Source organism: Micromonospora narathiwatensis, from assembly GCF_900089605.1.
Lineage (GTDB): Bacteria > Actinomycetota > Actinomycetes > Mycobacteriales > Micromonosporaceae > Micromonospora > Micromonospora narathiwatensis.
This window is the reverse complement of the sequence record NZ_LT594324.1, coordinates 4,456,644-4,470,942: the sequence shown is the minus strand read 5'-3', so window position 1 is coordinate 4,470,942 and position 14,299 is coordinate 4,456,644. Positions and strand designations below refer to the sequence as shown.

The 14,299-nt window shown below is 74.4% G+C and carries 11 protein-coding genes; 7 read left to right on the top strand and 4 right to left on the bottom strand.

Annotated elements, in window-relative coordinates; all coding sequences use genetic code 11:
- Positions 1-140 precede the first annotated feature (140 nt).
- The 6 genes from GA0070621_RS19275 to GA0070621_RS19250 all read left to right on the top strand — a co-directional run bounded on the left by GA0070621_RS19275 (position 141) and on the right by GA0070621_RS19250 (position 9,454).
- A complete protein-coding gene (locus GA0070621_RS19275) occupies positions 141-1,034 on the top strand; it encodes an LOG family protein (RefSeq protein ID WP_091197896.1) in 894 nt (297 codons plus the stop codon).
- A 3-nt stretch (positions 1,035-1,037) separates the two neighbouring features.
- The gene (locus GA0070621_RS19270) at positions 1,038-1,583 is read left to right on the top strand and encodes an LOG family protein (RefSeq protein WP_091197893.1); all 546 of its coding nucleotides are present in this window, start codon (positions 1,038-1,040) and stop codon (positions 1,581-1,583) included.
- Positions 1,584-1,614: 31 nt separating this feature from the next.
- Positions 1,615-5,157, top strand: a complete 3,543-nt coding sequence (locus GA0070621_RS19265; protein WP_091197890.1) for an ATP-dependent helicase — start codon at positions 1,615-1,617, stop codon at positions 5,155-5,157.
- Entirely contained in the window at positions 5,154-8,555 is a 3,402-nt protein-coding gene (locus GA0070621_RS19260) for an ATP-dependent helicase (RefSeq protein WP_091197887.1), read from the top strand. The genes GA0070621_RS19265 and GA0070621_RS19260 overlap by 4 nt, the downstream gene beginning before the upstream one ends.
- A gap of 264 nt (positions 8,556-8,819) precedes the next feature.
- The gene (cspE, locus tag GA0070621_RS19255; RefSeq protein ID WP_007464836.1) at positions 8,820-9,023 is read left to right on the top strand and encodes a transcription antiterminator/RNA stability regulator CspE; all 204 of its coding nucleotides are present in this window, start codon (positions 8,820-8,822) and stop codon (positions 9,021-9,023) included.
- A 230-nt stretch (positions 9,024-9,253) separates the two neighbouring features.
- Entirely contained in the window at positions 9,254-9,454 is a 201-nt protein-coding gene (locus tag GA0070621_RS19250) for a hypothetical protein (protein WP_091197884.1), read from the top strand.
- A gap of 45 nt (positions 9,455-9,499) precedes the next feature.
- On the opposite strand, the gene GA0070621_RS19245 is transcribed toward GA0070621_RS19250, so the two are convergent.
- Genes GA0070621_RS19245 through GA0070621_RS19230 form a run of 4 tightly spaced genes read right to left on the bottom strand, consistent with a single transcriptional unit; the run spans position 9,500 to position 12,659 of the window.
- Positions 9,500-9,943, bottom strand: a complete 444-nt coding sequence (locus GA0070621_RS19245; RefSeq protein WP_091197881.1) for an RrF2 family transcriptional regulator — start codon at positions 9,941-9,943, stop codon at positions 9,500-9,502.
- 4 nt (positions 9,944-9,947) lie between these two features.
- Entirely contained in the window at positions 9,948-10,832 is an 885-nt protein-coding gene (locus GA0070621_RS19240) for an ABC transporter permease (RefSeq protein WP_091197878.1), read from the bottom strand.
- Complete coding sequence (locus tag GA0070621_RS19235; protein ID WP_091197876.1) at positions 10,822-11,601, bottom strand: ABC transporter ATP-binding protein; 780 nt, start codon at positions 11,599-11,601, stop codon at positions 10,822-10,824. The genes GA0070621_RS19240 and GA0070621_RS19235 overlap by 11 nt, the downstream gene beginning before the upstream one ends.
- On the bottom strand, positions 11,598-12,659 hold the full coding sequence (locus GA0070621_RS19230; RefSeq protein WP_091197873.1) for an ABC transporter substrate-binding protein: 1,062 nt from the start codon (positions 12,657-12,659) through the stop codon (positions 11,598-11,600). Before GA0070621_RS19230 ends, GA0070621_RS19235 begins: the two co-directional genes overlap by 4 nt.
- Positions 12,660-12,887: 228 nt before the next feature.
- On the opposite strand from GA0070621_RS19230, the gene GA0070621_RS19225 reads away from it, so the two are divergent.
- Positions 12,888-14,195, top strand: a complete 1,308-nt coding sequence (locus tag GA0070621_RS19225) for a M16 family metallopeptidase (protein WP_091197870.1) — start codon at positions 12,888-12,890, stop codon at positions 14,193-14,195.
- The last annotated feature ends 104 nt before the right edge of the window (positions 14,196-14,299 follow it).

Sequence of the window (14,299 nt, the reverse complement as noted above, 5' to 3'; positions counted from 1 at the left end):
CGAAAGCTCGCGCCGGGGCATACCCCGTATGTGAATAGTAAGACGTACGGGCGACCGAATTAGTTGCCCAAGATCGCCAAGAATTTCTCCGGCTCGCCGGCCTCCGCACCCGACCGGCGTGGCTCCACTACGGTGGCCCCATGAGCCACAGCAGCGGGCGGCAGCCCGGCCGCGGCCCGCGCGGTGAGCGGCACCGGGGTGCCGTCACACTGCGCAACCGGGCCATCCCGACCAGCACCGCCGACCAGCGGCTGCTGGACTCCCGGGGCCGGGGCGACTGGAAGACCAAGGACGCCTGGCGGGCGCTGCGCATCCTGTCGGAGTTCGTCGAGGGCTTCGACACCCTGGCCGACCTGCCGCCGGCGGTCAGCGTCTTCGGCTCGGCCCGCAGCAGGCCGGAGAGCCCCGAGTGCCGGATGGCCGAGGAACTGGGCGGCGCGCTGGCCCGGGCCGGGTACGCGGTGATCACCGGCGGCGGCCCGGGGGTGATGGAGGCGGCCAACCGGGGCGCCGGCGAGGCGGGCGGGCTCTCCGTCGGGCTCGGCATCGAGCTGCCGTTCGAACAGGGCCTCAACGACTGGGTCGACCTGGCCATCGACTTCCGATACTTCTTCGCCCGCAAGACCATGTTCGTCAAGTACGCGCAGGCGTTCGTCGTGCTGCCCGGTGGCTTCGGCACCATGGACGAGCTGTTCGAGGCGCTGACCCTGGTGCAGACCGGCAAGGTCACCCGCTTCCCGGTGGTGCTGATGGGCGTCGACTACTGGCGGGGCCTGATCGACTGGCTGCGGGACACCATGGCGGCCGAGGGCAAGATCGGCCCGTCCGACCTGGAGCTGATCTGCCTCACCGACGACGTCGACCAGGCGGTCCGGCACATCGTGGAGGCCGAGGCGGTGCTCTCCGCCGAGCAGGAGGCGATCCGCGAGGAGGCGGTCGCCCGGGTCGCCGCCGATCAGCGGGCCGCCGCCGAGGCCGCGCCCGAGGGGCCGGCGGGAGACGAACCCGGGTCGCGCCCGACGGGGCGGGGCTGACCGGTGGCCGCGATCTGCGTGTTTTGCGCGTCGTCCCGTACCCTCGGCCAGCGCTGGCTGGACCTGGCGGCCGAGACCGGCGCGGAGCTGGCCCGGCGTGGGCACACCCTGGTCAGCGGCGGCGGCTGCGTCGGCATGATGGGCGCGGTGACGGACGGCGCGCGGTCCGCCGGTGGCTACACCGTCGGGGTGATCCCGCAGACCCTGGTCGACCTGGAGGTCGCCGACCTGGCCGCCGACGAACTGCTGGTCACCGACGGGATGGCCAGCCGCAAGACGCTGATGATCGAGAAGTCGGACGCCTTCATCACCCTGCCCGGCGGGCTCGGCACCCTCGACGAGCTGTTCGAGGTGTGGACCACCGCCACCCTGGCCCTGCACGCCAAGCCCATGGTGCTGGTCGACGCGGACGGCTTCTACCGGCCACTGCTGGACTGGCTGCGCACCCTCGCCGACCGTCGCTTCCTCAAGCCCGCCGGCCTCGATCTCCTCCTGGTCGCCGACACCGTCCCCGCCGCCCTCGACCTCCTCGACACCCACCTCACCTGAGCCACGTGTCGTACGGGCATGGTGGGATGAGGTGATGGCGTACCGGTTGGTGCGCCGGTCCGCCGGGGTGGCGACGGGGGTCTCCCGCACCGGCGGGGCGGGGCAGGGGGTCGGTCCTGAAGCGACCGGAGCGGAGCCGCGATCCGGGGGGTCGACGGGCGATTCCGCGTACCCGCCGCGTCGGCCGGATGCCGGGCAGGCCGAGGTGGTCGCGCACACCGCCGGGCCGATGCTGGTCGTCGGCGGTCCGGGCACCGGCAAGACCAGCACGCTGATCGAGGCGGTCGCCGCGCGGGTGGCCGAGGGCGTCGACCCGGAGCGCATCCTGGTGCTCGCCTTCGGTCGGCGTGGCGCCACCGACCTGCGTCACCGGATCGAGGCGCGGCTCGCCGGGGCCGACCAGCCGCACCGGAGCGGGCGGGCGGCCAGCGGTCCGTCCGAGGCGAGCGGCCCCGCGACCCGAGCCGCCCGGGTGGTCCGCGAGCCGCTGGTCCGCACCTTCCCGGCGTACGCCTTCGGGCTGCTCCGCCGGGCCGCCGCCGAACGGGGTGAGCCGTCGCCCCGGCTGCTCACCGGGCCCGAGCAGGATCTGATCATCCGCGAGCTGCTCGACGTGGTCGGCGAGGAGCCGGGTGACGACCCGGTCGGCTGGCCCGAGGACCTGCGGCCGGCCCTGCGGACCAGGGCGTTCGCGCAGCAGCTCCGCGACCTGCTGATGCGCGCAGCCGAGCGCGGCGTCGGCCCGGTCGAGCTGGCCCGGCTGGGGGAGAAACTGGGCCGCGCCGACTGGCCGGCCGCCGCCCGTTTCCTGCGGGAGTACGTCGCCGTCCTCGCCCTGCGCGACGTGAGCAACCGTGGCTCGATCGCGTACGACCCGGCCGAGCTGGTCCGGGCCGCCACCGGCATGCTGCTCGACGACCCGGAACTGCTGGCCGCCGAGCGCCGCCGGCTGGCCCACGTCTACGTCGACGAGCTCGCCGACACCGACCCGGCCCAGCTCGACCTGCTCGCCGTCATCGCCGGCGGAGGCAGGCCCCTGGTCGCGTTCGCCGACCCGGACTCCTCGACGTACGCCTTCCGGGGCGCCGACCCGGCGGGCGTGACCAGCTTCCCGCACCGGTTCCGTACCGCCTCCGGGGCGCCCGCCGCGCAGGTCGTGCTGACCACGTCGTACCGGGCCGGCCCGGAGCTGCTGGCGGCGACCGCCCGGCTGGCCCGCCGGCTGCGCGGGCCGGCGGCGCACCGGCGGCTGCACCCGCTGCCCGACGCGCCGCCCGGCACGGTCGAGGTACGCACCTTCCGCTCGGCGACCAGCGAGTCCGCCTGGCTGGCCCACGCCCTGCGTGAGGCGCACCTGCTCGACGGGGTGCCCTGGTCCCGGATGGCGGTGCTGGTCCGCTCCACCGGCCGGCAGTTGCCGTCGTTGCGGCGGGCCCTGCACACCGCCGGCGTGCCGACCGTGGTGCACGGCGAGGACCTGCCGCTGCACCTCCAGCCCGGGGTGGCTCCGCTGCTGCTCCTGCTCCGCTGCGCGCTGGACCCCGACCGGCTGGACGAGGAGGCCGCGGTCGCCCTGCTGCACTCGCCGCTGGGCGGCGCCGACCCGCTCGCCGAGCGCCGGCTGCGCCAGGGGCTGCGCGCGCTCGCGCTGGCCGCCGGCGACCGCCGCCCCTCCGGCGAGCTGATCGTCGAGGCGCTGCGCGACCCGGCCGAACTGGCCGCCATCGAGCGGCGCTGGGCGGCCCCCGCCCAGGCCGTCGCCCACCTGCTGGCGACCGCCCGGCAGGCCGCGGCCACCCCGGGGGCCACCGCCGAGCAGGTGCTCTGGGCGGTGTGGCGGGAGAGCGGCCTGGCCGAGCGCTGGTCGGGGGCGATCACCCGGGGCCGGGAGGCCACCGGCGAGCACGAGACCGCCCAACGCTGGCGCGCCGAGGCCGCCGACCGGGACCTCGACGCGGTGCTGGTGCTCTTCGACGCGGCGGCGCGGTTCACCGACCGGCTGCCCGGCGCGCGTACCGAGGTCTTCCTCGACCACGTGCTCGGGCAGGACCTGCCGGCGGACACCCTGGCCGCCAGCGCCGACCGGGGCGACGCGGTACGCCTGCTCACCGCGCACGCCGCCAAGGGCCTGGAATGGGACCTGGTCGCGGTCGCCGGGGTGCAGGAGGGCGTCTGGCCGGACCTGCGGCTGCGCGGCAGTCTGCTCGGCTCCGAGCGGCTGGTCGACGTGCTCGCCGGCCGGGCCGACGGCACCGGCGTCCGGGCCAGCCTGGTCGGGCAGACCTCGGCGCTGCTCGACGAGGAGCGCCGGCTGTTCCACGTCGCGGTCAGCCGGACCCGGCACCGGCTGCTGGTCACGGCGGTCGCCTCGGCGGCGGTGGGCGGCGACGACCACGAGGAGCAGCCCAGCCGCTTCCTGCACGAGCTGGGCGGCACCGAGCCGCCCGGGGCCGGCGACGGCTCGACCCCGGCCGGACCCGACCCGAAGCCGCGACCGACCGGTCCCGACCAGCCGGCCCACCCGGCGGCGGACGGGCCGGTGCCGACCCGCGACGAGGCACCGCGGGACGAGCCGCCGGCCGTCCTGCCGGTCAGCCTGCCGCCGCGCGGGCTCACCCTGTCCGCGCTGGTGGCGGAGCTGCGTACCGCGGTCACCGACCCGGCGGCGCCGCCCACCCGGCGGCGCGCGGCGGCGGTCGAGCTGGCCCGGCTGGCCACCGCCGGGGTGCCCGGCGCGCACCCGGACGACTGGTGGGGGCTGCGCGGCCTCTCCGACGACCGCCCGCTGGTCGACGAGGGCGAGCCGGTCCGGGTCACCCCGTCGGCGATGGAGAGCGCGCTCCGGTGCAGCCTGCGCTGGCTGTTGGAACGGCACGGCGGCAGCGCCCCGGCCAGCGCCGCGCAGGGGGTCGGCAACCTGGTGCACGCCGCCGCGATGCTGGCCGAGGACGCCAGCGTCGACCGGGCCACCCTGCTGGAGTACGTGGCCGCCCGGTTCGACGCGATCGAGCTGGCCGCCCGCTGGATGGTCGGCCCGGAACGCACCCGCGCCGAGGCGATGGTGGACAAGCTGCTGCGCTGGCTGGCCGGCAACCCGCGTCGGCTGCTGGCCATCGAGCACGAGTTCGCGGTGCGCCTCGACGACCCGCACCGGCCGGTCGAGCTGACCGGCCGGGTCGACCGGCTGGAGGTGGACGCCGAGGGGCGGCTCGTGGTGATCGACCTGAAGACCGGCAAGTCCACCGCGGTCACCGAACGGGAGGTGGCCGAGCACCCGCAGCTCGGCGCGTACCAGGCGGCGGTGGAGGCGGGGGCGTTCGCCGAGTTCGGCGAGGAGGCCGGGGGCGCCGCGCTGGTGCAGCTCGGCACGGGCGCCAAGGACGCCAAGGAGCAGACCCAGGCCGCCGCCGGGGAGGGGCCGGAGGCCGGCTGGGCCACCGCGCTGGTCCGGCGTACCGCCGATACGATGGCCGCCGCCACCTTCGCCGCGGTCGCCAACTCGAAGTGCCGGGTCTGCCCGGTCCGGACGAGCTGCCCGGTGTCCGGGCAGGGCCGACAGGTGGTCGAGCCGTGACGAGCCAACCGACCCTGTTCGGCGCCGCCGCCACCCCGGCCCCCCGGACCGCCGACGCCGGCCCGCGCTACACCCCGGTCGAGCTGGCGAAACTGCTCCGGCTGCCGGCGCCGACCCGGGAGCAGGCGGCGATCATCGCGGCGCCGGTGGAGCCGCTGCTGGTCGTCGCGGGCGCCGGGTCCGGCAAGACCGAGACGATGGCCGCCCGGGTGGTCTGGCTGGTCGCCAACCAGTACGTGCGACCCGAGCAGGTACTCGGCCTCACCTTCACCCGCAAGGCCGCCGGTGAGCTGGCGCACCGGGTGCGTACCCGGCTCGACCAGCTCATCCGCCGGCTGGGCCGGCAGGGTCGGGACCCGCACGACGACCCGCTGGCCGGCGAGCCGACCGTCTCCACCTACCACTCGTACGCCGGCCGGATCGTCACCGAGCACGGGCTGCGCGCCGGGTACGAGCCGACCACCCGGCTGCTCACCGAGGCGTCCCGCTGGCAGCTCGTCGACCTGCTGGTGCGCAACTACGACGGCGACATGTCCGAGGTGGACCGGATGCCCAGCACGGTCACCGACGCCGTGCTGGCCCTCGCCGGGGAGCTGGACGAGCACCTGGTCGACCCGGACGAGCTGGCCGCCTGGACCGGCCGCTTCTTCGCCGACGTGCAGTCCCGCCCCGGTCGGGTCTACGCGGACGTGAAGAAGGCGTTGCAGGTCCAGCGGACCCGGCTGAAGCTGCTGCCGCTGGTCCGGGCGTACGCCCGGCGCAAGGACGACTTCGAGGCGATGGACTTCGCCGACCAGCTCGCCCGGGCCGCGCGGGTGGCCCGGGACCATCCCGGCGTCGGGGTGATCGAGCGGGACCGGTTCCGGGTGGTGCTGCTCGACGAATACCAGGACACCAGCCACGCCCAGGTGGTGCTGCTCAACGCGCTCTTCGGCGGCGGCCACCCGGTCACCGCCGTCGGCGACCCCTGCCAGTCCATCTACGGCTGGCGCGGCGCCAGCGCCGGCACGCTGGACCGGTTCCCCACCGACTTCGCGCGCGCCGACGGCACCCCGGCCCCGGCGCTCGGCCTCACCACGAGCTGGCGCAACCGGCCGGAGATCCTCGGCGTCGCCAACGCGCTCTCGGTGCCGCTGCGGGCGGCCGGCGCCCGGGTACCGGAACTGCGTGCGGCGCTGAGCGTCAAGGACCCGATCCCGCACCGCAGCCCGCGCGGGCAGGCCGCCGGCACCGTGCACTGCGCGCTCCTGGAGACGTACGCCGACGAGGCCGAGTGGATCGCGGAGAGCGTGCTCGCCGCCTGGCGCGGGGCGGCCGGGATGCCGAACGCGCTGCCCGAGCACATTCCGGTGCCGTACCGCCCCACCACCGCCGTGCTGGTCCGGCTGCGCAGCCAGATCCCCGCCATCGAGTCCGCGCTGCGCGCCCGGGGCCTGCCGGTCGAGGTGGTCGGGCTGGGCGGCCTGCTGGACACCCCCGAGGTCCGGGACGTGGTCTGCACGCTGCGGGTGCTCGCCGACCCCACCGACGGGGCGGCGCTGCTGCGCCTGCTCACCGGGGCGCGCTGGCGGATCGGCCCGCGCGACCTGGTCGCCCTGCACCGGCGGGCGAAGGGCATCGCGAGGGCCCGCCGGGAGCTGGCCGGCGACGGGGGGCCGGAGATCACCGTGGACGCCCTCGACGAGGCCACCCTCGTCGAGGCGCTCGCCGACCTGGGGCCGGCGCAGGCGTACTCGGCGGAGGGGTACGCGCGGCTGCGTTCGTACGGGATGGAGCTGGCGCTGCTGCGTTACCGGCTGGACCAGTCCCTGCCGGAGCTGATCGCGGACATCGAGCGGACCATCGGCCTGGACGTGGAGGTGGCGGTCCGGGCCGGCCGGGACGGCACCGGCGACGCCGGTCTGGCCCGTGGGCACCTGGACGCGCTCGGCGACGTCGCGGCCCGGTTCAGCGGCGAGACGCCCGGCGCGACCCTGGCCGGCTTCCTCGCCTACCTGGCGGCCGCCGAGGACGAGGAGCGCGGCCTGACGCCCGGCGAGGTCGAGGTGGTGGAGGGCGCGGTGCAGATCCTCACCGCGCACGCCGCCAAGGGCCTGGAGTGGGACGTGGTGGCGGCGGCCGGGCTGACCCGGGGCGTCTGGCCGGGGCCGGTGCGCAACTCCGACCACTGGCTCGGCGGGTTGGGCGTGCTGCCGTTCCCGCTGCGTGGCGACGCCGACGGGCTGCCCGAGCTGGGCCTGGCCGAGGCGGAGGACCAGCGCGGGGTGGCTCGGGCGGTGGAGGATTTCACCGACGCCTGGCGGGCGCACGACGAGCGGGAGGAACGCCGGCTGGCGTACGTGGCGGTGACCCGGCCCCGGCGGCTGCTGCTCTGCTCGGGTTACTGGTGGGGGGACGGGACGAAGCGGTTCCGCGGCCCCTCGGTGTTCCTGCGCGAGGTGCACGACGCCTGTCTGGACGGCGCGGCCGGGCATCTGGTCGACGAGTGGGCGCCCGAGCCGGCCGGGGACGCGGTGAACCCGACCACCGAGGTGGTGCTCCGAACGGAATGGCCGGCCGACCCGCTCGGCGCCCGTCGGCCGGCGCTGGCGGGGGCCGCCGCGCTGGTCCGCCGCCACCTCGCCGACCCGGAGGCGGCCCACCGGGAGGTGTCCGGGGACGACGATGCCCGGGAGGACGACCCCGAGGTGGCCCGGTGGCGGCGGGAGGCCGACCTGCTGCTGGCCGAGCAGGCGGAGCTGGCCCGTCGGGCCGAGGCGGTCGAGATCGAACTGCCGGGGCACATGTCGGTGACCCAGCTGGTGGCGCTGCGCCGCGACCCGGTGGCCCTGGCCCGGGCGCTGCGCCGGCCGCTGCCCGCCGAACCCAACCCGTACGCCCGGCGCGGCACCGCCTTCCACACCTGGTTGGAGCAGCGCTTCGGCGGTGACCGGCTGCTGGACGTGGACGAGCTGCCCGGCGCGGCGGACGACGACGCCGCGCCGGACGAGGCGCTCACCGAGCTTCAGGAGCGTTTCCTGGCCAGTGAGTGGGCCGAGCGGGTGCCGGTGGAGGTCGAGGTGCCGTTCGCCACCGTGCTCGCCGGCGTGGTGGTCCGGGGCCGGATGGACGCTGTCTTCGCCCGCCCCGGTGGCCGGTACGACGTGGTCGACTGGAAGACCGGCCGGCAGCCCACCGGGCGGGAAGCCGAGGCGGCGGCGGTGCAGCTCGCGGTCTACCGGCTGGCCTGGGCCGAGCTGGCCGGTGTGCCGGTCGAGCGGGTGGGGGCGGCCTTCCACTACGTCCGGGACGGGGCAACCGTCCGGCCGGCGGACCTGCTCGACGCCGACGGGCTGACCGCCCTGATCGCCGACGTGCCGGAGACTCCGAGCGAGGCCGCTCCGACCCACCGGCCCTGACACCTCGGGTGCGGCTGGCCGGGCGCGAACGTCGTCGGCGCGTTCCTGGGCGGACGGCAGCGAACCGTGGTACCTTGACGACGTTGCAGTTTTGGTTCCAGAGACTCTGTGTGCGCCTGGCGGATTGTGGCCCCAGGCGCGCTTTTGTTGTGTCCGGAGTTCTCCGGGCGGGGCGACCAGCAGCGACGGGTGCGCCGGATGGCGCACCACCATTCCGGCCCGCGACAGGCGTGGGTCGGACCGTTCCGTCAAAGGAGACGAACAATGGCCATCGGCACTGTCAAGTGGTTCAACGCTGACAAGGGCTTCGGCTTCATCACCCCGGACGGCGGCGGCGCCGACGTCTTCGCCCACTTCTCCGCCATCCAGTCGTCCGGCTACCGCTCGCTGGACGAGAACCAGCGGGTCGAGTTCGAGGTGACCCAGGGCCAGAAGGGCCCGCAGGCGGAGAACATCCGCCCGCTCTGAGCCGGCGCATTTCCCACGTCGGGACACGCGGCGCGCCCACCCGGGCGTGACGGCGCGGCCGGCCCGCCTCCCTCGGCGGCCGGCCGCGCCTCCTTTTTGCGGCCGGGATCTCGAGTCGGGTATCGGGCGGGAAAGAGTCCGATTGACGACTGGCCAGGGCCGTCGGCGTGATCAATGCTTGGCGTGGGGGAGCACGGGCCGGCGGAGTCGGCCTCGCGGGAGGGGTGCGCATGGCCGGCGATGCCGAGTCGGGGACGGCGCGTGAGCTGCTGATGGTGTTGGTGGTCGCGGGCGCGGGCCTGCTGCTCGCCGTGCTCGCGGCGTTCGCGCCCTGGCCCCAGTGGCCAGGTCACGCCGCCCCGGCCAGCCTGGTCGAACTGCACGGGCCGGACGAGGGGCAGCCTCCGGCGGCCGGGCCGACCGCGGGCTAGCCGCCGCCGGGCCGGCTGAGGCCACCGCCCCGGCGTCCCACCCGGTCAGACCGTCGGTGTGCGGTCGCCCAGCAGGTCGGCGAGGGTGGTCCGGTCGACCACCAGCGCGATCGCCCCGTCGACCGCCAGCCAGACGTCCCGCAGCCCGACGGCCACCCCGTGATAGCCGGCATGATCGGCCGGCAGACCCCGGACGCTGGTGAGCGCCCCGCCGACCGCGCGCAGGACGTCGCCCACGCTGATCTCGGCCGCGGGGCGGGTGAGCGCGTATCCGCCCTCGGTGCCGCGGTGGCTGTGCAGCAGCCCGGCCCGGCGCAGTTCGAGCAGGATGCCCTGAAGGAAGCTGAGCGGGATGTCCTGACTCTCGGCCAGGGCCGCCGCCTTCACCAGCTCGCCGTCGCCGTACTCGCCGCCGTCGCGGGACCCGGCGGCGTCGGCGACGGCGAGCATGGCCCGGAGCGCGTAGTCGGCGCGCGCTGAGACGTACACGGCGTCAGTTGCCGGCCTGGTCCAGCACGCCCCACCGGCGCCGGATCGCCTTGTCGGCCGCGCCGAAGGCGGCGTCCACGCCGAGTCCCACCACCAGGATGACGATCATGATCGACATCAGCCGGGCCGCTTCGCTGAGTTCCCGGGCGTAGGTGAGCTGCGCGCCGATCGAGGTGCGGGTGGCGATGACCACCAGCAGCTCGCCGGCCATCAGGCTGCGCCAGGCGAACGCCCAGCCCTGCTTGAGCCCGGCCACGATGGCGGGCAGCGCGGCCGGCGCGATGACGTACCGGTAGAGGTTGAGTCCCCGGGCGCCGAGATTACGACCGGCGCGGACCAGCAGCGGCGGCAGGTAGTCGACGCCGTGGATGACGCCGTTGGCGACCGACGGCGCCGCGCCGAGCACCACCACGAAGAAGATCGCCTGCTCGCTGAGCTGGAAGAGCAGGATGGCCAGCGGGAACCAGGCGATCGACGGCATGGTCTGCAGCGCGGTGATCATCGAGCCGAGCGCGGCCCGGAGCACCTTCACCCGGGCCACCGCCAGGCCGAGCACCAGCCCGACCGCGACAGCCGCGGCGAAGCCGATCGCGGCCCGCCGGCCGGTGGTGGCCAGGCCGTCCCAGAGCGCCGAGCTGGCCAGGTAGTGGCCGAGGTCGGCGAAGACCGTCGCCGGGCCGGGCAGGACCCACTCCTCCTTCCAGCCGGTCCAGACCACGGCCTGCCAGATCGCGACGGCCAGGGCCAGCGCGGCAAGTTTCGGCCACAGCGCCGACCAGGCCCGGCGCAGTCGGGTCGGGCCCTGCTCGCGGCCCGCGATCTCCAGGGCGTCCAGGCCGGTGATCTCCGCGTCGGTACGCGAGGACCCGGCGAGCGTGTCACTGGCCATGGCGGCCCACCTCCGTACGCAGCCGTTCGGTGACCTCGGCGGCGATGGTCGCGATCTCCGGGGAATCGATCCGGCGGGGCCGGGGCACGTCGACGCGGGTGGACCAGATGATCCGGCCGGGTCGGCTGGAGAGCAGGATGATCCGGTCGGCGAGGCGGGCCGCCTCACGGACGTTGTGGGTCACGAAGAGCACGGTGAGCTTCCGCTCGGACCAGATCCGTTCCAGCTCGTCGTGCAGGATGTCCCGGGTCATCGCGTCGAGCGCGCCGAACGGCTCGTCCATCAGCAGCACCGGCGTGTCCAGGGCGAGGGTACGGGCCAGCGCGACCCGCTGCCGCATGCCGCCGGAGAGCTGGTGCGGGCGCTTGCGACCGAAGTCGGCCAGGTGGACCGTGCGCAGCAGCTCGGCGACCCTGGCCTTGCGCTCGGCCCGGGGCAGCCCGCGCAGCTTGAGCGGCACCTCGACGTTCGCCTCGACGGTGAGCCACGGGAACAGGGCCGGTTCCTGGAACATCAGGCCGGGGTTGACGCCGTCGCTCAGCTCGATCCCGCCGCCGCTGACCCGGTCCAGACCGGCCACCAGGTTGAGCAGGGTGCTCTTGCCGCAGCCGGAGGCGCCGACCAGGCAGACGAACTCGCCGGGGTCGACGTCCAGCGACACCCCGTCCAGGGCCAGGACGGCGTGCTCGCCCTGGCCGTACACCTTTGTCACGCCGCGCAGCGCGACCGAGCCGGTCGCGCTGCGCGGGCTCGTCGTGGCCGACGTCATGGCTGGGTGACCTCGGCCTTGCCCTGCGCCTTGAGCACCTCGTTGAGGAACTTCAGATCGTAGAGGCCGTTCAGGTCGACCGGCTGGGTCAGCTCGACGGCGACCGCGTGGTCCAGGCCGGTCTTCAGCGAGGCCGGGATCGGGTCGTTGGTGAACTCCAGGGTGGGCCACGCCTGCTTGATCAGCTTGAGGTCCAGCGGCTTGCCGGTGATCTTGCCGATGTGGTCGGAGACGGCCTGCTGGGCCTCGTCCGGCTTGGTGTTGACGAACTCGTTCGCGGCGACCTGCCCCTCGACCAGCTTCTTCACCACGTCGGGGTGGGACTTCAGGAACTTGGTGCTGACGATCAGGTTGGTGATCACGAACTTCTTGTCCGGCCAGAGGTCGCGCTCGTCGATCAGCACCTTGCCGCCGGCGTTGACCAGTCGGGAGACGAACGGCTCCGGCACCCAGGCGCCGTCGATCGCACCGCTGTTGAAGGTCTCCACCGTCTGCGCGTTCTCCTGCGGGACGACCTTGACGTCGCCGCCGCCCTCCTTGGTGGCGGTGAGGCCCTTCTCCTTGAGCCAGTAGCGCAACGCCACGTCCTGGGTGTTGCCGAGCTGCGGGGTGGCGATCTTCTTGCCGCGCAACTGCTCCGCCGAGGTGATCTCCGGCTTGACCACCAGGGCGACGCCGCCGGAGGCGGCGCCGGAGATGACCCGGATCGCCTCACCCTTGGACTTGGAGAAGGCGTTCACGGTCGGGTTCGGACCGATGTACGTCACGTCGATCGCCCCGGAGAAGATCGCCTCGATGGCGGACGGGCCGGCGTTGAAGGTGGTGGTCTCCAGCTTGACGCCGCTGCCGAGCTTCTCGGTGAAGATCCCCTTCTCCACGCCGACCACCGCCGGCGCGTGGGTGATGTTGGGGAAGTAGCCGAGGCGCAGCGTCACCGGACCGGACCCGCCTGCGGCGTCGGTGTCGTCGCCGCAGGCCGCCGTGGTGCCCAGGGTGGCCGCGCCGACCACGGCAAGGGTCGCGACGGAGAGTAGCCGACGGAAAGGGAGCCGTCTCATCGTGATTCCAATCCGCAGTATTCCTACTTAGTTGGTAGGAAGACTGGGTCAGGCGGGGAGCGGCGTCAAGGCCCATCCACGATCCGGGAAACGCGACCTGGGGGTTCTCGATATTTCCTACCTGTTCGGTGGAGTAGGCGGAGCTGGTCGGCCCATCGCCGCGACGGCCGTCCGGAGTGGCGGGCCACACCGCCGGTGCGGCCGGGGCGGACACGTTAGGGTCGATCCGTGCCGCCGAGAGCGAGAATTCCAGCGACGAAGTACCCGGTCGAGCGGTTCACCCTCGACAACGGCCTGCGGGTGGTGCTCACCCCCGACCGCAGCGCCCCGGTGATCGGGGTGGCGGTGGTCTACGACGTCGGCATCCGGTCCGAGCCGGAGGGCCGCACCGGCTTCGCCCACCTCTTCGAACACCTGATGTTCCAGGGCTCGGAGAACCTGGAGAAGCTGGCCCACTTCCGGCACGTCCAGGGCGCCGGGGGCACCTTCAACGGCTCCACGCACCTGGACTACACCGACTACTTCGAGACCCTGCCGAGCAACGCGCTGGAACGGGCGCTCTTCCTGGAGGCCGACCGGATGCGCGGCCCTCGGCTGACCGAGGAGAACCTGCGCAACCAGGTCGACGTGGTCAAGGAGGAGATCCGGGTCAACGTGCTCAACCGGCCGTACGGCGGATTTCCCTGGCTGACCCTGCCGCCGGTCATGTTCGACACCTTCCCCAACGCGCACGACGGCTACGGCTCCTTCGACGACCTGGAGTCGGCCACCGTCGCTGACGCCGCCGACTTCTTCCGGCGCTACTACGCCAGCGGCAACGCCGTCCTCGCCGTCAGCGGAGACATCGACGTGGCCGAGGCGACCACGCTGATCGAGCGGCACTTCGGCGACGTGCCGGCCCGGCCGGCCCCGCGCCGGCCCGACTTCGCCGAGCCGGACCTGACCGCCGAGCGGCGCACCTCGTACACCGACAGGCTGGCCCCGCTGCCGGCGGTGGCCGGGGCGTGGCGGGTGCCCGACCCGGTGACCGACTTCGCCGGCTACCTGCCGTACGTGGTGCTGGCCGAGGTGCTCACCGACGGTGACGCGTCCCGGCTGGTCGAGCGGCTGGTCCAGCGGGACCGCACGGTCACCAGTATCGGTGGCTACCTCGGCTTCATGGGCGACCCGTTCGACGTGCGCGACCCCACCGCGCTGCTGCTCCAGGCCCACCTGCCGCCCGGCGGCGACGTCGACAAGGTGCTGCGCACCATCGACGAGGAACTGGACCGGCTCGCCACCGACGGGCTGACCGAGGGGGAGCTGGCGCGCACGCAGGCCCGGATGGCCACCCACCTGCTACGGGACACCGACGCGGTGCTCGGCCGGGCGCTGCGGATGGCCGTGCTCGAACAGCAGCGCGGCGAGCCGGGCGTGCTCAACGAACTGCCCCGGCTGGTCGGCGAGGTGACCGAGGAGCAGCTCCTCGCTGCCGCCGCCACCCTGCGGCCGGAGCGCCGCGCGTCCATCGAGGTCATCGCCGGGGGTGCCCAGTGAGCGCGAGGAGTGAGCCGGTTTTGCGAGCCCCGCAGTCGCGAACGGTGGCCGGTCCAGTGAGCGCGAGGAGTGAGCCGGTTCTGCGAGCCCCGCAGTCGCGAACG